The organism is Pantoea sp. EKM20T (assembly GCF_011800485.1).
In the GTDB taxonomy this organism is placed as follows: Bacteria; Pseudomonadota; Gammaproteobacteria; order Enterobacterales; family Enterobacteriaceae; genus Pantoea; species Pantoea agglomerans.
In genome coordinates, this window is sequence record NZ_JAALFW010000014.1 from 56,298 (window position 1) to 75,000 (window position 18,703).

Consider the following 18,703-nt stretch of genomic DNA (forward strand, 5'->3'; position numbering starts at 1 on the left):
ATCCGGTTTTTTATCAGTAGGTTAACTGAAGCTAAAGTTGCCTGGTAGTCTAAAGAGGGAGCAGTATGCAAATGTGTCTGAGTGAAGTCCCTCCCGCGTTAGTCTTGAAGCCACCGATAAAGGATTTTCAGATGTACTTTTATGTGGATGAAACCGGTCATACCGGCCCGAACCTGTTTGACCAGACGCAGCCCGTTTTGTCCTATGGCGTATTATCCTCGCCTCATGATCTCGACAAAGAAGCTGAGAAAGAGCTGGCCGCGCTGAGAAAGGACCTGCGAGTGCCGCGGCTTCATGCCGCCGAGATGGGCATACACCGGCTGGGAGAGGTTGTCGATACCCTGCTGGTCTTGCAGAAAAAGCTCCGCATACGCTTTGATATCTATCAGGTGGTGAAGCGAGACCACGCCATCATCTCTTTCTTTGACCAGGTATTCGACCAGGGGATGAATCCGGCGGTGGGCTGGACGGCCTACTGGACCCCGTTGCGCTATCCTCTGCTGCTGAGTCTGGCAAACTTGTTTGATAAGGAGCTGGCAGAGAAAGCGTGGCGCGCCAGGCTTGAGCAGCACGATGGTCGTTCAGAGCTACTGTTCCGGGAGGTTAGTCATACTCTGCTGAAGCGGTGTGTACGGCTGCACGACGCGCGTACTCGGGAGCTTATAAGTGACGCCCTTAACTGGGCGGCTAACAACTTTACGGAGTTAGGCTATAACTGCAAAACTAACAAAGACAGGCTGCGGATCATGCCGAACATGGTTGGGTTTCAGTCGGTTCTGCACGGCATCTGCACGCGGCTGGGAGCCCCCAACCGGCGCGCCGAAATCATCGTTGACCAGCAGTCGCAGTTTAATACCACGCAGCGCGAGCTGAGTGAATTCTACAGGCAGATCCGCGAGCAGCCCTTCGCTATTGGCCCCGGCCTGCCAGTTATGGATATGAGAAATATGCCGGCACAACCGCTCGTGTTTCAGTCAGGTACCCGGAGCGCCGGACTGGAGCTGGTTGACGTGTACCTGTGGGTTTACAAGCGGCTTATGGAGGGCAAAGATCTGACAAAGCCTCTGCTACGCCTCGTGTACACAAACCGCAATACAGCACTTACATCAAGCCTTTCGCTAAACTCAGTCAGCCAGCAGTTTCAGGCATTTATGGAAACACTGCCTGAGCCATCAGTGGAGGAGTTGGCCAAGGCCCGTGATATTTTTGCACCAGACGAAGCCAGGCGCCTTAAGCATCGAGTGCCGGGATTAAACCGGCCGTAATGTGTGTGGCATTGTGTCAATTCAACCATGCGCAGGCCGTAATAATGCCGCCTGCGGCCAGTGCAGCAGCAGGCGTTTAGAAAGGACAAATCGCTTGTCATTTGTCCTGTTTTAGGTTAGGGTTTGCATCCGGTATTTGAAGCACCCTTTCGGCTGATAGCGTCAACTATTTTGCCGAATCCCCAGCGCAAAGCGCGTTTGATTCCCCAGCAGATTGCATGAGCTACAGGTGGTGAAAGTGCTAATTTCGCCACCAACATGGCTTTAAGCGCAGGGAAAAGCCACCAGACAAGTACCGCAATGCCAGTCACGTACGCGGTACCCGCGAATAAGCATAGGCATGACGTCCAGTATTTTTTAGACTGATAGCTTTTCCAGGCTTCAGCAAAAATTTTACGGACCGGTGAGGAAGTGACAGTCAGTAACATTGACGTCTCCTCCTGGAATGGAAGGTTCAGCCCTTCCAGTGCGTTTAAAAATTGATTCATTCGAATCTCCATAGAGTGAAGTGTTCTTTCCGGTTAAGTTGCGCATTGCAACCTCCTGAATTGATTTCGTGCATGTATGGGACACCCTGCGTTCCCGTCGTGGGCCGCATAGTCCGCCTTCTGTCTTCGTCGTGATTCCTGTGGTTATCAGCTGCTGTTCATAGTGAGTCCTCCTGTTGCGTTATTTCTATTTTAAGCTTGTCGATCCTGAAAATGGGCAGCAGAAAGCCGGCCTGCAGAAAAAATTCTGCACGTCGTTTTTAGGCGCTTACTCAGGGATTTATTTGATGAAGAGATGCATCAGGTCATAATTTATCATGGATAAATTACTTATGCAATTTATAGATGTATGTCTTTCGTTAGAATAACTCGAAAGTCACATCCTAGTCATTAGCATAAAGTGCTATCACCTTCTCTGATATCTATTTTCCCCTGCAAGAGGGTAATCAGGCAAATGCGATTTTCCAGTAGCTGACCCTTTACTCCCCAATGTTTACAGTACGGTAACCCAGAGGTGCGTGGCTGCGCCGGCCCTGCGTGTCATAAAGGCTGCGTCACCGTCACCAGATTTTATACAGCACTTCCGCTTTGCCCGTGAGAACGCGGCTTTGAGCGACTTCGACACTTCCTGACGTGCATCTTCTTCCTTCATATTAAGCTGCAGCGCGATTACGCTACCGGACGGACGGCGCGCGATCGCAGAGAAGGACTCCTCTGTCATCAGGTAACGGCTGTTTCTTTCTTTCATTCATCTTTCTCCCGGAATGGTCCCAGTGGGTCAGAGCATATGCGATTCAACGCCTTCGCAGATGAGTTCGGCGGCGGCGGATGCGGAAACTGGATTCTCTTCTTCTGAGATGCTACTGGTGTAGAGATGAAGCTCACAGCGGCCACTGATGAAGCGCATTGCCGGCAGTGGACTGCCATCTTTCATCTTGACGATCCCGTTATAGCCGGGATCGGCAATCAGCAGGAGATGCGAAAGGGGATGCAGGGGAAGAAGGCCGTTCAGCCCCGGGTTGGCGTCATTGAGGCTGATTTTCACCCGCCAGATGCCGTTGTCAGGCCCGTAAGTCTGCCTGATTTTCACCGTTGCTCCCTGCCCATGGTGAACAATGCTCCCTACGAATGGCGGCAGCTTTTTCAGCTCCCTGATCGCATCAATGTCGTCCAGATACTTTTCGTATGCGTCGGGCCGGGGAGTGAAGAAGATTCGCTGCCACGCCTCGTCCACGACATGCTTCTCCCGACCCGCTAGCTCGCAGAACAGGGCCAGCCTCATGGAGATTCCGCGCAGCACAGTCTTCCTGAGCATCAGCTCTTTTGCGGCCTGAAAGTGCAGGTACGCGGCGTTATCGAACAGTATGCGTTTCAGATCCGCGTTAGAATTTATGTCCAGCAGGGCGCGGTACTGCTGCGCCTCCTGCACGCTGAAGCAGATTTCAAAACTTTCCTTGCTAAGCAGCGCACTGCAGCTCTGCGCCAGGTCCTCGTCCATCGAAGCGACCAGCCCGTTCGAACGGATCCAGCTGGTGACGGGGTCGCCAAGCTGCTCTTCAATGAACTCTCTGGCGTAAGTGCCCTTCGGCTTCCCGGCTGCCCGGGCCTCCTCCGTCACGTTTGCGTCCGTGACCGGTGAAATGGATCGCAGCGTGTACGTTGCGCTGCCTTCATCGATATTTTTTTCAGACAGGTTGTGAAAGTTCATACTGCTGACCTCTGGAGAAAATTAACATCAGGTTGTAACAATCATCATATCCTGGAATTTAATAATCAAAATACTGCAATGTAGTTATTTTCAAAAAAGATATACATTGCGCCTGTTTTTTGTTCGCCCTACTTTCGTAGATCCGGAAAAAGGCAGAACCGGATCTTAAAGATAAATCGGTTATTTTTGAAACAGAATCAAATTTTGTGCTATAATATACAATAAGTTACAAACTCATTTACACGCCAGGTTCGTAACTTACCTGTCGATCATCATGCCTTTTTCTGCTTTATGACTTCCGCTAAATACCCTATAAAGGAATAAATCGGATCTTATGTGGTTACTGTTCAGGTAATTGCTTAAGTGACATTTATCAGGCTTGTAGTTTATATGTTTCACTTGATGTGAGCGTGACTATTTCGGATAAGATTATCAGGTTAAATACAAACACGGACGTGAATATTTATAAGGAAATTATATGAATAATAATAATACCGCATGGAAATGCAACATTTGCGAAGGCGGGTGCGGAGAAGCAATTAACCGCTTCGGCTCCCTTCTTTGTATCTATGAGTACCTTACCCATGTACCTGGTTCGGATACGAAAATGTGGTTCAAGCAGCACTCATCCGGTCGCCGTGAACTTATTTCCGTCGGCGGTAAAGTTATCGCCATCTGGAGTACAGAAAAAGGACACTGGCGGGAGCGGACCGATAAGGATTTCGCGGAGGACTGGGAAGAGTACGGGAATGAAACCGGAGACGTATTTATACACGATGAAGGTGATGCGTTTAACCTTGCGTTGAGCATTCATTAATCTCCTCGGCTGGATTTTCACTACCAGTGAAGCCTTATAACTCAAAGGAGCGACAACTTGGCAGATGTTATTTCTACGGCTCAGGCCGCAAAGGCTGCAGCTGCCGGTATTTCGGGATGGGTGCCTGTGATATCTACTCTGGCCGGCGGGGTGCTGGCCGGCGGCGTAGCGCTTCTGGTGAGCAGGCTTAATCACCGCTATGCGCGAGAACGTGAAGAAACGGCTGCCGCTGAACGCCTGCGGAATGAACAACAGAAAGAAGAGGACAAGCAGTCGCGGGAGCGGTATTTCATCGCCACCGAACTGGTCTTTCTGCTGGAACGGTTTGCGGAGGGATGCGCCCGGGTAGCCACTGACGACGGTGAGGATGACCCCCATGGCGAGCGTCAGACAACCACAGAATATCCGGTACTGGCGTTTACCGGCGTTGAGGGTGACTGGCGTGCTTTGTCTGCGCTGCTGATGTTCCGGATACGGGAGCTTCCCGTACTGCAGGATGAGGCCAGGCGCATGATCGCCGGCGTCGGTGAATACGATTCCTTTCCCGATTACAGATATTATTTTCATGAGCGGCAGTATCAGTATGCCAGGCTGGGCCTGAAAGCCATTATCCAGGCCAGACGTCTGCGCAAATCTGCCCACCTTCCGGACACCCGCCTCGATGCCACGCAGTGGTCGGCGGAGCCTTCCATGTGGAAGGTATGGCGCCTGGAGCGTAAGCGCAGAGCCGCAGATGCTATCCGGAATGCCGAATTTGAGAGAATTTTAAATGCTGAAGACGACCCGGAAGCTGACGTCAGGAGTGACGAACATCAGCGGCTGTCAGGAGCTGAATCATGACCGATCTCGTTTCATATTCACATCCGCCATCCCAGCTGCCCGTGGCCATCGACTATCCGGCAGCGCTGGCGCTGCGTCAGATGGCCGCACAGCACGACGAATACCCCCAATACCTGCTGGCGCCCGAGGCCAGCGCCCTGCTTCATTACGTGCCGGATCTGCACCGCAAGATGCTGTTCACCACTCTCTGGAATACGGGCGCGCGCATTAACGAAGCGCTGGCACTGACAAGGGGGGATTTCAGCCTGGCACCGCCCTACCCCTACGTACAGCTGGCCACGCTGAAGCAGCGCGGGGAAAAAGCTGCCCGCGGCCCCGGACGTGCGCCGTCAGGCGCGGTCCCTCACCGGCTGGTTCCGCTGTCCGATCCGCAGTACGTGGCCCAGCTGGAGATGATGGTCGCCACGCTGAAAATTCCGCTGGAGCGACGCAACCCGGATACTGGCCGGACCGAAAAAGTCAGGCTCTGGACGGTGACCGACAGGACAGTGCGGACCTGGCTGAATGAGGCCGTTGCGGCAGCTGCCGGTGACGGAGTCACATTTTCCGTGCCGGTCACCCCACATACTTTCCGCCACAGCTACGCCATGCACATGCTTTATGCAGGCATTCCGCTGAAGGCGTTGCAGAGCCTGATGGGGCACAAAAGCATGAAGTCTACCGAGGTTTACACGAAGGTGTTTGCGCTGGACGTGGCGGCGAGGCACCGGGTGCAGTTCCATATGCCTGGAACTGAAGCTGTTGCGATGCTCAAAAGTAAGACCTGATGTATTTCACATGGAACGTGCCATTTAAAAACAATTAATATTTTTCAGTAACTTAAATCCATCCTTAATAAAAAATTGAAACTATAGTCAAACAATTATGTAATCACATGATTATTGAATTACATGATTTTGTAATCAAATAATCTTTTTAATTGCGTTTTCAATTTACGCACGTATAGTTACAGGATTACAGGATTACAGGATTACAGGATTACAGGATTACAGGATTACAGGATTACAGGATTACAGGATTACAGGGTTACAGGGTTACAGGGTTACAGGGTTAGGGCGCTATTTTACTTTCTAAGGTATGTGTATGGCTAAAGTCATTTCATTTTTAAACGGTAAGGGCGGGGTAGGTAAAACGACTACTTCGATAAATGTAGCTACAGCAATCGCAAAAAGAGGTTCCAAAGTAATAGTGGTTGATACTGATCCTCAAAGTAGTATCGGAAACTGGTATAACGAGGATAAATGCCTGTTTGACGTAGCCGATGCCGGATCAGAAAAAGAAGTCTACTCGGTAAGGAAAACTTTGAAATCATATGATTATATAATTATAGATGGTGCAGCTGCGATATCTGCTATTTCAGCTGCTGCAGTCATGGTTTCCGACGTAGTTTTAATCCCTGTTACACCTTCACCGCTGGATTTTGCTGCCTGTGGCGCCATCATTGCTGTGATTGAAGCGCGGCAGGAACTGCAACCAATTAAGGCTAGATTTGTAATAACCAAAAAGGTCAATACAGCCAAAATGCTAAGCGTTCTTAAGGCATCGATTGAAGATACTGGCATTCCCGCGCTACGGACAGGAACGACTCAAAGGCAGAGTTACATCAAAACAATGATGGATGGCGGCACTGTTTTTGACACGGACGATTCTAATGCGAAAGGTGAAATCGACGTACTAACAAACGACATTCTGGAATTATGCCAATGAAAATGAAACTCGGTGCAAGCAAAAGTACAATGCATGCGGTTGACGCTATCCACAAGCCGGGATTACCGACGAAAAAACTCCAGATGAACATTCCTGAAGATCTGCACAAGTCTTTTAAGTTGGCTTGTTTGAAGCAGGACAGGGACATGACAGATGTTACAATCGAGCTCATTAATGAATGGATGGCAAGACATCAATAATCTTTAGATTATGCGATTATGTAATTATGTAATTATGTGATTATGTGATTATGTGATTATGTGATTATGTGATTATCCGTTGCTTTCTGGGTTCATGCGGGCTGATATATGAACAGATTAAAAATAATGCTTTCTGGGTTTCTGGGCTTTAAGTCGATGACTTCATTGAGCGATAGAGATAGAAAGAGCGCTGCTGAATGGGGGTTCCTGCTGAGCACGCTGTTTATTATGCCGCTTTTCTTCATGCATGATGCCAGTGAACTGATCAAAATCGGTATGCAACTGTTGTGGGGCGCCTGCGTTTCGCGCGCTGCATTTCTGGCCAACGGCGGCTGGAAGAAGAAAAATTCAGGATGAATGAATTCTCAACGCAGTGGAATCCATGAAAAGACAGGAACAACTGACTTGCATGCTGACGCAGATGCGTGGACACGGGATGATGCTCACAACACGCACCCAGTCAGCCGATAAGTTTGAGGGGCCCGTCCGCATGCGCCGCCCGGCCTTTGATGAATAGCTACATCGGCTTTCGGGTAAGGATAGGGGCCCGCGCTGACGATACTTTCGCGGAAAGCGCCCGGGCAAGCCTCTGATCAGTGTGGATTAGTTCTGGCAGCAGTTTTCATGAGAAGGCAGGGCAACATATATGCTTTTGCCTGCTGTGCCCTGCGGTAGATGTTACATCACGCGCGCCACAGGAATGTCACTCCAGCGCGTGGTCCACGCCGGTGAAAGCATGTCCCGCTTCATTTTCCATTCCGCATTCACGCCCTGACCGGCAAACCACACACTACCCCGCCCGGACTGATTGATACCGTCAAGTACCTTCATCAGCTGCGCACTGTTTGCACGTGGCTTATCTTCATCAAACAGGCTCAGCTGACTGACACCATTCGGCGTAAAGTCATCGAGCATTATCCCGGCCTTAATGTAACGTCTCCCTTCAAGCCATATGCGGTCGAGCGATCGCATGGCAACTTCAATCACGTCACGTGTGTCCTGTGTAGGAATCGTGAGACTCTCGCCGGCGCTATTGCCATAAAATTTCTCACCCTGCGCATGCGGTGAGGTGCGGATAAAGACGCTGATGCGCCGGCAGAACTGCCGCTCCTTTCTGAGCTTCTCCGCCGCCCGGGTTGCGTATTGACACAGCGCCTCCTGCATCAGCACCTTAGACGTAATTCTCTCACCAAAGGACCGACTGCAGACAATCTGCTGTTTCGCAGGCACAAACTCTTCAAGGGGAATACAGGATTCTCCATTAAGTTCCCGGACAGTACGCTCCAGCACGACGCTGAAGTTTTTACGGATAAGGGCAGGGTGGGCGCGCGACAGCTGCAGGGCATTTTCAATACCCATCAGATTGAGTCGCTTACCGATGCGCCGGCCGACACCCCAGATTTCTTCCACGGGCTGACTCGCCAACAGGGTCGCGGTACGCTTAGGATTACCCGGCGTCAGCGCCAGTACACCGCGGAACTGCGGCCACTCTTTGCTGGCCCACTGAGCTGATTTGGCCAGAGTTTTTGTCGGCCCCATACCGACGCCGACAGTCAGGCCGGTCGTAGCCAGCACGTGTACGCGCAGGCGACGGCCAAAATGTTCAAAGTCTTCGCAGAAATCAATGCCGGTCAGGTCCAGGAACATCTCATCAATGGAATACTGCTCAACGCGGGGTGTTATCTCTTCCAGCGCTGTCATGACGCGCTGAGACATGCTGTGGTTTATGTGGAATGGAAAAACAATCGCAGTTAAAGATCATTCTGCTCCCTCATTTTGATTAGAGAACGCGCGCAACAGGGATATCCGACCAGCTTGTCGTCCACGCCGGGCTGAGCATCTCTCGCTTCATTTTCCACTCCATATTAATCCCTTGGCCGGCAAACCACACGTTCCCCAGCCCGGACTGATTAATGCCGTCGAGCACTTTCATCAGCTGCGCGCTGTTTTTACGCGGCTGCGCATCATCAAAGAGGCTAAGCTGGCTGACACCATTTGGCGTAAAATCATCGAGCATGATGCCCGCTTTCATGTACCGACGACCTTCCAGCCATATGCGGTCAAGTGACCGCATGGTCACTTCGATAATGTCCCGCGTATCCTGTGTGGGCAGGCTGAGCTTTTCGCCGGAGCTGTTGCCGTAAAACACCTCGTTGACTGCATGCGGTGAAGTTCGGATAAACACGCTGATACGCCTGCAGAATTGCTGTTCTTCCCTGAGCTTTTCTGCGGCGCGTGTCGCGTACTGGCATAGCGCCTGTTGCATGGCCACTTTTGACGTAATGCGCACACCAAACGACCTGGAACAGCAAATCTGCTGCTTTGCAGGAGGTAACTCTTCAATTGGGATACAGGATTCGCCGTTCAGTTCCCGAACGGTTCGCTCCAGCACAACGTTGAAGTTCTTTCGAATAAGAGCAGGGTGGGCGCGTGCTAATTGAAGGGCATTGTGGATACCCATCAGGTTCAGGCGCTTGCCGATACGGCGGCCTACACCCCAGATTTCTTCCACGGGCTGATTTTCCAGAAGGGAAGCGGTGCGCTTCGGATTACCCGGCGTGAGCGCCAGCACGCCACGAAACTGTTTCCATTCCTTACTTGCCCATTGCGCGGATTTTGCCAGCGTTTTTGTCGGCCCCATGCCGACACCAACGGTAAGTCCGGTGGTGTTCAGCACGTGAATCCTCAGGCGGCGTCCAAAATGTTCAAAGTCTTCACAGCCGTCGATACCCGTCAGGTCCAGAAACATTTCATCAATACTGTATTGCTCGACGCGTGGAGTCAGCTCTTCCAGAGCCGTCATTACTCGCTGGCTGAGGTTATGGTAAAGCCCGTAGTTCGAACTGAAAATAAAGACCTTTTCGGGATAGGGCTGGTTCTTTAGCTGAAACCAAGGCGTGCCCATTTTGATACCCAGCCCCTTCGCGCCAGCGGAGCGTGCAATAACGCAACCGTCGTTGTTGCTGAGTACCACCACAGGCTTACCACGCAGATCCGGGCGGAACAGCGCCTCGCAGCTCGCATAAAATGAATTGACGTCGGCGAGTCCGAACATAGTCATGATTACCCCCGGCGCTTGCGCGTACTATTGAAAAACAAGCTGACGACGCCGGGCAGTTGCAGGTCTTCCGGATAGATTACGGTATAGGAGGAATTCATAGGCAGCAGAGCAAGTTGAGGGTGTAGTTGCAGGCGTTTTACCGTGAAATGTCCGCCAACTTCGGCGATGACGATGTCGCCGTGCATAGCCTCCTCTGCGCGATCGACCACCATGATATCGCCGTCAAAAAGGCCAGACTCCTGCATGCTGTTGCCGCTGGCGCGCACAAAGGAAGTGGAGGCTTTCCGGCGGATACAAAGTTCGTTTAAATCCAGCTCTTTCTCGACATAGTCCTGGCCTGGGGAGGGTAAGCCGGCAGCACAGAGTTCTGCAAAAAGTGGTACCCGTGCCGGGGGCGTGAACACGGGGGGCCACAAGAATGTCAGGCCCGGTGCGTAGTTCGCTGTTTTCATAATGCATCAGTCCCTGTGTGCTTCAGCGAATGGATCAGTACTGTGAATGTGTAGCGCATAAAAATCCCCCCTGGTTGTACTGTTTATATGTACAGTATTAATGAGAGGGTGTTTTTTGGCAAGAGAAGCCAAACGGGACGCGCGTTAAAAGGGGAGTAAATCGTTAAGCAGAATTCAAAATGTTTTAAATGCCTTTGTGTCTAAACTCTTTTATAACCACTAAATCAAATTTATTCCGGCTAATAAACAAGCAATCCAGACCGCTCAGAGAACAGGTCATCAGAGTTTAATTTCTTATTCAGCTCCCTTTCAGACGTACCCTGACTTATTTGATGGTGTCAGGGATGCGGACGCATCCTGAATGAAACCCGGGAGTGGCGTAAGCTTTTTCCCTGTCACCGTAAAGCTATTGAGCGTGCCCTTCCGGGCCGACTCGTAATCCTTACGACCGGGCCGGAAAAGGGGAAGTAAACCCTGCTGTCTTCCGGCTCAGTCTGCTTTTACACGTAGCTGTTTATGATGAATGCGTTACAACTCTGATGCCGCTGCAGCATCAGACCGCCATTTTCCTGCACTCTTCAGCGCAGCGGTGGCAGGATTGTGCGCATTTCTGACAATGGTCGTGATCGTGCTTTGCACATTCATCACCGCATTTCTGACAGACTTCAGCACAGAGCCTGCACAGCTCTCCTGCAAATTCACTTCCCAGCGTCATAAACTGCGCCGCCAGACGGCAGATGCTGGCGCACTGCATATCCAGACGGATGCACTCCCGCATCATTTCAAGATTCTGCTCTTTAAGACATGACGCAGCACAATTGTCACAGGCCGCTGCGCATAAATAACAGGCTTCAATACAGCTTCGATGTTGCTCTGACATATTTCCTCCTGGCTTATTCAGATTGTTTTGCCTAAAGTTATAAGCCTGGAACAAAAGAATCATTGCCGCAAAGAAATATTTTGAATTTTCAGTCAAGCAGGGAAAGAGAAGTAAAAAGGAAAAAACAGGATAAAAAAAAGCCCGCCACAGACAGACAGGCGGGCGGGCTGATATCAGCCAAAAAAGTTTTTGTTACCGGATAAACGTGCCGGCAATAATGAGGGTAATACACAACCCCCCCGGAGCAGTGGCAAAGACGGACAGATAAGCGGGGGATCTTATCCGTCCGGGACTGCGGTATCACACGGAATTACAGGCCAGAACGGGCTGTTACTGTTCCTGCTGCATCATTTTACGGTGCATATCGATGATGCTCTGATGTGCGGCCGAGCTGGCATTGTTCATACTCTGGTGCGCCAGGATAGCCAGCTCGTGCTCATTCTTCGTGGTGACAGATTCGTTACCGGCCGGGTTGACTGACGGTGCCGGATATTCCTGTTGAGCCCACACAGAGGAAACAGAAAGCATTGCCAGGAGGGGAATAAAAACTGACTTTTTCATTGGGTTAATCCTTACGGTTAAATTAATAAGTAAACTTTTACTGACGGGCCGGAATATTCCCGGCTTCGATGAACTGCATCCTAAACGAAAAAATAAGCCATGGTCGAAAATGACAGAAATGTAATTTAAAAACAGGCGTTTCAAACATGACAGAAATGTAATCAAGTTGTTTTTTTGGCTGTGATAGTTTGCCGTTAACAAAAATAAGATTCCTGACCGGTCAGCACTGTCTGCTAGCCGGTATGGCGAAACAGCCCGGGAATGTACTGATTATGCCGGAGCTCAGTCATGCAGTTAAAAAGTTCACGACGCAATTTTATAAAAGGACTCACGGCCGCCGGAGTTGTGGGCGGTTTCGGACTGAAATCGTTTGATGCATTCTCTGCGGTAAGCCTGTCGCAGGCCCGCACGCTGTCCGGGACTGATTTTGATCTGTTCATTGCCGAAGCGCCGCTCAACATTACCGGTATAACCCGCTATGCGAAAACCATCAACGCAGGACTGCCGGGCCCACTGTTGCGCTGGAAGGAAGGCGATACCGTTACCCTGCGTGTAAAAAACCGCCTGTCGGAGCCGACGTCCATTCACTGGCATGGCATTATTCTCCCGGCAAACATGGACGGCGTACCCGGTCTCAGCTTTCATGGTATTGAGCCGGATGACACCTATGTGTATTCCTTCCGGGTCAAGCAGAACGGTACTTACTGGTATCACAGCCACTCAGGCCTGCAGGAACAGGAAGGCGTTTACGGCCCCATCATTATTGACGCCGCTGAACCTGAGCCGTTCGTCTATGACAGCGAGCATGTGGTGATGCTGACCGACTGGTCCGAAGAAAAAGCCTCCACCATTCTCGCGAAGCTGAAAAAGCAGTCTGACTATTACAACTATGGTAAGCCTACAGTCAGCGACTTCTTCCGTGATGCCCGGGAAAAAGGTCTCGGAACGACTTTTGCCGACCGCAAAATGTGGGCAGAAATGAAAATGAACCCGACGGACCTCGCGGACGTCAGCGGTGCGACTTACACCTATCTTATGAACGGCCAGGGCCCCGGAAAAAACTGGACCGGCCTGTTTCGCAAAGGCGAAAAAGTCCGCTTACGTTTCATCAACGGCTCCGCCATGACCTATTTTGATGTGCGTATTCCTGGCCTGAAAATGACCGTAGTGGCCGCTGATGGACAGTATGTTAATCCCGTACCCGTGGACGAATTCCGTATCGCGGTTGCTGAAACCTACGATGTCATCGTGGAGCCGGACCAGGATGCGTATACCATTTTTGCACAGTCCATGGACAGAAGTGGTTATGCGCGGGGCACGCTTGCTACCCGGGCAGGGCTATCCGCACCGGTTCCTTCACCGGATCCGCGCCCCTGGCTGACCATGGACGACATGGGCATGGGTGGCATGGATCATGGCGGCATGGGGGGTATGGACCACAGCCAGATGCAGGGTATGGACAGCAATGCCATGAAGACCATGGACAGCGGAGAGCTGCAGAGCATGGATGGCGCAGCCGTACAGGGCGAATCTGCGGAAAGCATGGCTGGTATGGACCACGGCAATATGGCCGGTATGGACCATGGAAGTATGGCTGGCATGGGTGATATGCAGAAGCATCCTGCGTCTGAAACCGCGAATCCGCTGGTCGATATGCAGGCCATGATGCCAGCGGCAAAACTCAACGACCCGGGTATTGGCCTGCGCAATAATGGCAGAAAAGTTCTCACCTATTCCGACCTTAAAAGCACCTTTGAAGACCCGGACGGCCGTGATCCTTCGCGCACTATCGAGCTGCACCTCACCGGTCATATGGAAAAATTCGCATGGTCATTTAACGGCATCAAGTTTTCTGACGCTGAACCGGTCACGCTGCGATACGGCGAGCGCGTGCGCATTGTGCTGGTCAACGACACCATGATGACGCACCCCATTCACCTTCACGGTATGTGGAGCGACCTTGAAGATGAAGAAGGCAACTTCCTGGTGCGTAAACATACCATTGATATGCCTCCGGGGACCCGCCGCAGTTATCGCGTAACGGCCGATGCGCTGGGCCGCTGGGCCTACCACTGCCACCTGCTTTTCCATATGGAAACCGGCATGTTCCGTGAAGTCCGGGTTGTTGAATGAGGTATTCCCGATGTCAGTTTCAAGGCGTGATGATATGAAAAAGAACTTTTCCCGTTCTGTGGCCAGCTTTCTGATTTTCTCGGCGCTGACAGGCAGCACGCTGACGTCCGCTTATGCAGCGCAGACAGATGCGGCTCATAGCATGCAGGGCCATGACATGGCCGGAATGGACCATTCTGCCATGGGGAGTATGGAGCCAGCGTCGGATATGGATGGTATGGGATCCATGCAGCCGGCGGCGTCCACTGAAAGCAGAACGCCCATTCCGCCTCTCACAGATGCCGATCGCAAGGCTGCCTTCCCCGATGTAAATGGGCACAAGGTTCATGACAGCAGCGTGAATTATTTTCTGCTTGCCGATCAGCTGGAATGGCAGAAAAACAACGATAACAGCGGCCTCAGCTGGGACGTCACTGGTTGGGCTGGCGGAGACACTGACCGCCTCTGGCTACGCAGTGAAGGGGAGACCAGCGATGGAAAAACCGAGTCGGCGGAAATCCAGGCTCTTTGGGGACACGCCATCACGCCCTGGTGGGATGTGGTTGCCGGTGCCCGTCAGGACTTTAAACCTGGTAAGCCGCAGACCTGGCTTGCCGCCGGCCTGCAGGGTATGGCGCTGTACAACTTTGAGTCCGAGCTGACCGCCTTTGCAGGTGAGCAGGGACGTACCGCACTCAGGCTGGAAGCAGATTACGATGTGCTGCTGACCAATCGCCTGATCCTGCAGCCCTCTTTTGAAGCCAACATTTATGGGAAAGACGACGAAGCGCGTGAAACAGGTAAGGGACTTTCCAGTACTGAACTGTCATTACGCCTTCGTTATGAAGTGAAACGGGAATTTGCCCCTTATGTGGGTGTTTCCTGGAGCCAGCTCTACGGTAATACCGCGGATATGGCTGCCCGCGAGGGCGAAAAAAATAATGAAGTGCTCTTTCTTCTCGGGGCACGCGTGTGGTTCTGATGCAGTTAATTCAAACAAACAAGACAGGTATTATTATGAAACGTATTTATGCTGGCTACCTCATCGCTGTTGCCGCCTCCGCTGCTGCTTTTGCCGCGCAGGCGCATCCGGAACTGGCTTCTTCTGTACCCGCAGACAAGGCGCAGGTTATCGCGCCGTCAAAAGTGGAGCTGCACTTTACCGAAAATCTGGTCACCAAGTTCTCGGGCGCACGTCTTATCATGACCGGCATGCCGGGTATGTCTGCACATTCGCCAATGCCTGTGGCGGCGAAAATCTCCGGGGGTAGCGATCCAAAAACCATGATTATCACTCCGGCAAAGCCTTTACCGGCTGGAGCCTACAAGGTGGAGTGGCGTGCGGTATCGTCTGATACGCATCCCCGTACCGGAAACTACAGTTTCAGCGTGAAATAATGCTATGAACGATCAGACTTTTATTGTCATCAGGTTTCTTCTTTATCTCGATCTTATGGTTCTTTTCGGGCTGCCTTTATTTGAGCTGTATGGTGTGAAGGGAACGTTAAAAAAATCGGTGTCTTTATTCAGCGTCTGGTCGTTCTTTTTTATCCTGATATCCGGCGGCATTATGCTGTCGCTGGCTAACATGTTGCTGGTCGCAAAAGCCATGAGCGGGGTCAGTGAACTCGGCGAGCTCACGCTGCACATTATCGAAATGGTCATTGGTGAAACTGCCGTCGGCGTCAGCTGGATGGTCAGGCTTGCCGCGCTTGTTGTCGCTTTTGTTGGTCTGGGTTTGCGGCTTAAGCATGTCAGGCTCTCCCGTTACGTGCTGGCACTGTCCGGCGGCACGGCACTGGCGACCCTGGCATGGGGCGGGCACGCCGCCATGAATGACGGGTATAAATATTACCTGCACCTGGTGAGTGATGTTGTTCATCTTTCAGCTGCCGGTGCCTGGATAGGAGCACTGGCTGCCTTTACGATCCTGCTGTGTGTAAAAAAAGCGGAAAAAGCCGGTCATGCCAGGCAGCTGGCTGATGCGCTGTCAGGATTCGCACGTGCCGGTACCATCATCGTGTTAAGTATCGTCGTCACCGCCATCATTAATTTTGTCTTCATTGTTGAGGTGCCGCTGCGTGCGCTGGCAGGCACTGACTACGGGCAGCTGCTCCTGATTAAGACCGCATTATTTTTTATGATGCTGCTGCTGGCTGCAGCAAATCGCTTCCGGCTTGCACCAAGGCTGGAAATTGCGCTCAGCCAGGGCCACTATAAGACAGGCATTGTCATGATGCGCAAAAGCATCGTTACGGAATTTACCGTTTCTGTACTGATTCTGGCCACCGTCGCCTGGCTTGGCACGCTGTCGCCTGGAACCGGTATGGAATAGTCCTAAATCGCAGCCTCCAGGATCATCACACATGACCACCATTCTGATCGTTGAGGATGAAGTGAAAACAGGAAGCTACCTGAAGCAGGGGCTACAGGAGGCAGGATATGACGTGACTCTGGTCGATGATGGCCGCCAGGGGCTCGAACATATTCTGCAGCAGCGCTATGACCTGATTATTCTGGACGTGATGCTGCCGTCTATGGACGGCTGGGATATCCTGCAGCAGATGAGAATGGCCCGTCATGAAGAACCCGTTCTGTTTCTTACGGCCAAGGATAACGTCAGCGAAAAAATTAAAGGACTCGACCTTGGTGCAGATGATTATCTGCTCAAACCCTTTGATTTTGCGGAACTGCTGGCCCGTATCCGGACCCTGCTCAGGCGGAACCGTTCGCTTACCTCCGGCACGCATGAAATTGCCGATCTGGTGATGGATATCGCCCGGCGCAGCGTAGCCCGCTCAGGCAGGAAAATTCACCTTTCATCAAAAGAGTTCGTCCTGCTTGAACTGTTGCTGCAGCGTACCGGTGAAGTCCTGCCAAGAAACCTGATCTCTTCACTGGTCTGGAATATCAATTTTGAAAGCGATACCAACGTTATCGACGTTGCCGTCAGGCGGCTTCGCAGCAAAGTAGATGATGATTTCAGTCCGAAGCTGATTCACACCGTACGGGGTATCGGCTACGTACTGGAGATACGCGAAGAGTGAAACGCAACTGGTCTCTGACCACAAGACTGAGCCTTATTTTTGCCGGCGTGATGATGTCCGTCTGGCTGCTTTCAAGCGTGCTGCTGGTCGCGGCCCTGGGGAGTTATTTCCGTAATCAGGACCAGGTCCTCCTGACCGGTAAGCTGGAGTTGGCCAGCGAACTGCTGGAAAGTGAAATTCATGCCGGCAAGCTTAATCCGGAGGCATTATCCCGCAAACTGGGCGACGCCATGGTGGGGCATAACGGGCTTTATCTGTCGGTTACAACATCAGAGGGCAACATTCTTGCCGAGTATTTATCTCCGGGGTTTCCGGTACCGGGCGAACTGTTTACAAACAAAATCCACAGTCCTGATGCGCTGCAGACAGTCGAAGAAGAAGGTTTTCGCTATAACGTTATGGTAAGAAAAATCAGCGCAGAAAAAGCCGGCAGACGGCATGATGTGCTGATAACCACTGCTTATGATACCGGCCTTCACGATGAGTTTCTCAGCCAGCTTAAAAGGTGGCTGATGTGGTTCAACGGGGCGCTGATTTTCATTTCAGTCTTTCTTGGCTGGCTTGCCACTAAAATCGGGCTGAAGCCGCTGAATGAGATTAACCGGCTGACTTCTGCCATTACTGTTAACAATCTCAGCGAACGCCTGCCTTCCCGCCACCTGCCGTCTGAGCTTCTGACCACCGTGTCGGAGTTCAATAATATGCTCGAAAGGCTGGAGAACTCATTCAGACGGCTCTCGGAGTTTTCATCCGATATCGCGCATGAACTGCGTACCCCGGTCAGCAACCTGATGATGCAGACGCAGGTTGCGCTGTCCCGTGAGCGTGATGCTGAAAGCTACCGGGAGGTTCTTTTCTCGAACCTTGAGGAACTGGGCCGGCTTGCCAGAATGAGCAGCGATATGCTTTTCCTGGCGAAATCAGAAAATGGCCTGATGACGCTGGAAAAACAGGATGTAGCACTGAGGACCGAGCTGGACGAGTTAATCGAGTTTTACGAGCCTCTTGCGGGCGAAAGCGGAAAAACCTTTCTGATTGCCGGGCAGGCAACCGTATCCGGTGACAGTCTGATGTTGCGCCGGGCATTCAGCAACCTGCTGACCAACGCCATCAAATATTCACCTGACAACGTCACCGTTCAGGTAACTATACGGGAAGAGGCCGGACAGGCATCTGTCAGCCTGTCCAATCCAACACGGGACATGACGCAGGAAAAACTTGGTCGTCTCTTCGATCGCTTTTACCGGGGTGATGCCTCAAGGAAACATACTTCAGATGGCGCCGGACTGGGGCTTTCAATTACCCGCTCCATTATCCTTGCGCACCAGGGGGAACTGAATGTTGACCAGTCTGGCAACATCATCACCTTTACGGTCATTCTGCCCGTTTCACTAGACGGGGTGACAGATCAGAGCCTCAGTGCCCATGCATAATTCATCATCCTGTAAAACGCAGCACAGGAATATTTCTGTGCTGTGCAACAGTGAAAGCCGCATTTTTCATCTGCATCAATCCTCTCTTTTCCCGTGGCGCTTTTGTCGCCTCACCTGTGGCTGACAGAAAGC

At 51.7% G+C, this 18,703-nt stretch carries 20 protein-coding genes and 1 pseudogene; 13 read left to right on the plus strand and 8 right to left on the minus strand.

Annotated elements, in window-relative coordinates:
* Positions 1 to 131 precede the first annotated feature (131 nt).
* Positions 132 to 1,265 (plus strand): DUF3800 domain-containing protein, encoded by a 1,134-nt coding sequence (locus tag HFD94_RS19695; protein WP_167433440.1) that lies wholly within the window; start codon positions 132 to 134, stop codon positions 1,263 to 1,265.
* 116 nt (positions 1,266 to 1,381) lie between these two features.
* On the opposite strand, the gene HFD94_RS19700 is transcribed toward HFD94_RS19695, so the two are convergent.
* From HFD94_RS19700 to HFD94_RS19710, 3 genes are all read right to left on the minus strand, one after another.
* Complete coding sequence (locus HFD94_RS19700) at positions 1,382 to 1,753, minus strand: hypothetical protein (protein WP_167433441.1); 372 nt, start codon at positions 1,751 to 1,753, stop codon at positions 1,382 to 1,384.
* Positions 1,754 to 2,246: 493 nt separating this feature from the next.
* Entirely contained in the window at positions 2,247 to 2,501 is a 255-nt protein-coding gene (locus HFD94_RS19705; RefSeq protein WP_167433442.1) for a hypothetical protein, read from the minus strand.
* 30 nt (positions 2,502 to 2,531) lie between these two features.
* On the minus strand, positions 2,532 to 3,461 hold the full coding sequence (locus tag HFD94_RS19710) for a hypothetical protein (protein ID WP_167433443.1): 930 nt from the start codon (positions 3,459 to 3,461) through the stop codon (positions 2,532 to 2,534).
* 478 nt (positions 3,462 to 3,939) lie between these two features.
* Here HFD94_RS19710 and HFD94_RS23065 point away from each other — a divergent pair, with 478 nt between their 5' ends.
* The 6 genes from HFD94_RS23065 (at position 3,940) to HFD94_RS19740 (ending at position 7,382) form a co-directional block, all read left to right on the plus strand.
* On the plus strand, positions 3,940 to 4,278 hold the full coding sequence (locus tag HFD94_RS23065) for a hypothetical protein (protein WP_243234801.1): 339 nt from the start codon (positions 3,940 to 3,942) through the stop codon (positions 4,276 to 4,278).
* Positions 4,279 to 4,335: 57 nt separating this feature from the next.
* Entirely contained in the window at positions 4,336 to 5,118 is a 783-nt protein-coding gene (locus HFD94_RS19720; RefSeq protein ID WP_167433444.1) for a hypothetical protein, read from the plus strand.
* On the plus strand, positions 5,115 to 5,885 hold the full coding sequence (locus HFD94_RS19725; protein WP_167433445.1) for a site-specific integrase: 771 nt from the start codon (positions 5,115 to 5,117) through the stop codon (positions 5,883 to 5,885). The genes HFD94_RS19720 and HFD94_RS19725 overlap by 4 nt, the downstream gene beginning before the upstream one ends.
* Before the next feature lie 316 nt (positions 5,886 to 6,201).
* Positions 6,202 to 6,825: a ParA family partition ATPase gene (gene parA / locus HFD94_RS19730; protein WP_167433446.1), complete on the plus strand. Its 624-nt coding sequence runs from the start codon at positions 6,202 to 6,204 to the stop codon at positions 6,823 to 6,825.
* On the plus strand, positions 6,822 to 7,025 hold the full coding sequence (locus HFD94_RS19735; protein WP_167433447.1) for a plasmid partition protein ParG: 204 nt from the start codon (positions 6,822 to 6,824) through the stop codon (positions 7,023 to 7,025). Before parA ends, HFD94_RS19735 begins: the two co-directional genes overlap by 4 nt.
* A 108-nt stretch (positions 7,026 to 7,133) precedes the next feature.
* Positions 7,134 to 7,382, plus strand: a complete 249-nt coding sequence (locus HFD94_RS19740; protein ID WP_167433448.1) for a hypothetical protein — start codon at positions 7,134 to 7,136, stop codon at positions 7,380 to 7,382.
* Positions 7,383 to 7,703: 321 nt separating this feature from the next.
* On the opposite strand, the pseudogene umuC (HFD94_RS19745) reads toward HFD94_RS19740, so the two are convergent.
* From umuC (HFD94_RS19745) to HFD94_RS19770, 5 genes and pseudogenes are all read right to left on the minus strand, one after another.
* A pseudogene (gene umuC, locus HFD94_RS19745) lies at positions 7,704 to 8,747 on the minus strand (translesion error-prone DNA polymerase V subunit UmuC); the annotation flags it as partial.
* Between the two features lie 58 nt (positions 8,748 to 8,805).
* Positions 8,806 to 10,080: a translesion error-prone DNA polymerase V subunit UmuC gene (gene umuC, locus HFD94_RS19750; RefSeq protein ID WP_167433481.1), complete on the minus strand. Its 1,275-nt coding sequence runs from the start codon at positions 10,078 to 10,080 to the stop codon at positions 8,806 to 8,808.
* Between the two features lie 8 nt (positions 10,081 to 10,088).
* On the minus strand, positions 10,089 to 10,538 hold the full coding sequence (umuD, locus tag HFD94_RS19755; RefSeq protein WP_167433449.1) for a translesion error-prone DNA polymerase V autoproteolytic subunit: 450 nt from the start codon (positions 10,536 to 10,538) through the stop codon (positions 10,089 to 10,091).
* A 553-nt stretch (positions 10,539 to 11,091) separates the two neighbouring features.
* Entirely contained in the window at positions 11,092 to 11,418 is a 327-nt protein-coding gene (locus HFD94_RS19765) for a four-helix bundle copper-binding protein (RefSeq protein ID WP_167433483.1), read from the minus strand.
* 330 nt (positions 11,419 to 11,748) lie between these two features.
* The gene (locus HFD94_RS19770; protein ID WP_167433450.1) at positions 11,749 to 11,979 is read right to left on the minus strand and encodes a hypothetical protein; all 231 of its coding nucleotides are present in this window, start codon (positions 11,977 to 11,979) and stop codon (positions 11,749 to 11,751) included.
* A gap of 288 nt (positions 11,980 to 12,267) precedes the next feature.
* Here HFD94_RS19770 and HFD94_RS19775 point away from each other — a divergent pair, with 288 nt between their 5' ends.
* The 6 genes from HFD94_RS19775 (at position 12,268) to HFD94_RS19800 (ending at position 18,571) form a co-directional block, all read left to right on the plus strand.
* Positions 12,268 to 14,112, plus strand: coding sequence for a copper resistance system multicopper oxidase (locus HFD94_RS19775; RefSeq protein ID WP_167433451.1), 1,845 nt, complete (start codon positions 12,268 to 12,270; stop codon positions 14,110 to 14,112).
* Between the two features lie 142 nt (positions 14,113 to 14,254).
* Entirely contained in the window at positions 14,255 to 15,073 is an 819-nt protein-coding gene (locus HFD94_RS19780; RefSeq protein WP_167433484.1) for a copper resistance protein B, read from the plus strand.
* The gene (copC, locus tag HFD94_RS19785) at positions 15,073 to 15,489 is read left to right on the plus strand and encodes a copper homeostasis periplasmic binding protein CopC (RefSeq protein WP_371742571.1); all 417 of its coding nucleotides are present in this window, start codon (positions 15,073 to 15,075) and stop codon (positions 15,487 to 15,489) included. Before HFD94_RS19780 ends, copC begins: the two co-directional genes overlap by 1 nt.
* Positions 15,490 to 15,493: 4 nt before the next feature.
* Complete coding sequence (gene copD, locus HFD94_RS19790; RefSeq protein ID WP_167433453.1) at positions 15,494 to 16,426, plus strand: copper homeostasis membrane protein CopD; 933 nt, start codon at positions 15,494 to 15,496, stop codon at positions 16,424 to 16,426.
* A gap of 31 nt (positions 16,427 to 16,457) precedes the next feature.
* Positions 16,458 to 17,138 (plus strand): heavy metal response regulator transcription factor, encoded by a 681-nt coding sequence (locus tag HFD94_RS19795; RefSeq protein WP_167433454.1) that lies wholly within the window; start codon positions 16,458 to 16,460, stop codon positions 17,136 to 17,138.
* The gene (locus tag HFD94_RS19800; RefSeq protein ID WP_167433455.1) at positions 17,135 to 18,571 is read left to right on the plus strand and encodes a heavy metal sensor histidine kinase; all 1,437 of its coding nucleotides are present in this window, start codon (positions 17,135 to 17,137) and stop codon (positions 18,569 to 18,571) included. The genes HFD94_RS19795 and HFD94_RS19800 overlap by 4 nt, the downstream gene beginning before the upstream one ends.
* Positions 18,572 to 18,703 lie beyond the last annotated feature (132 nt).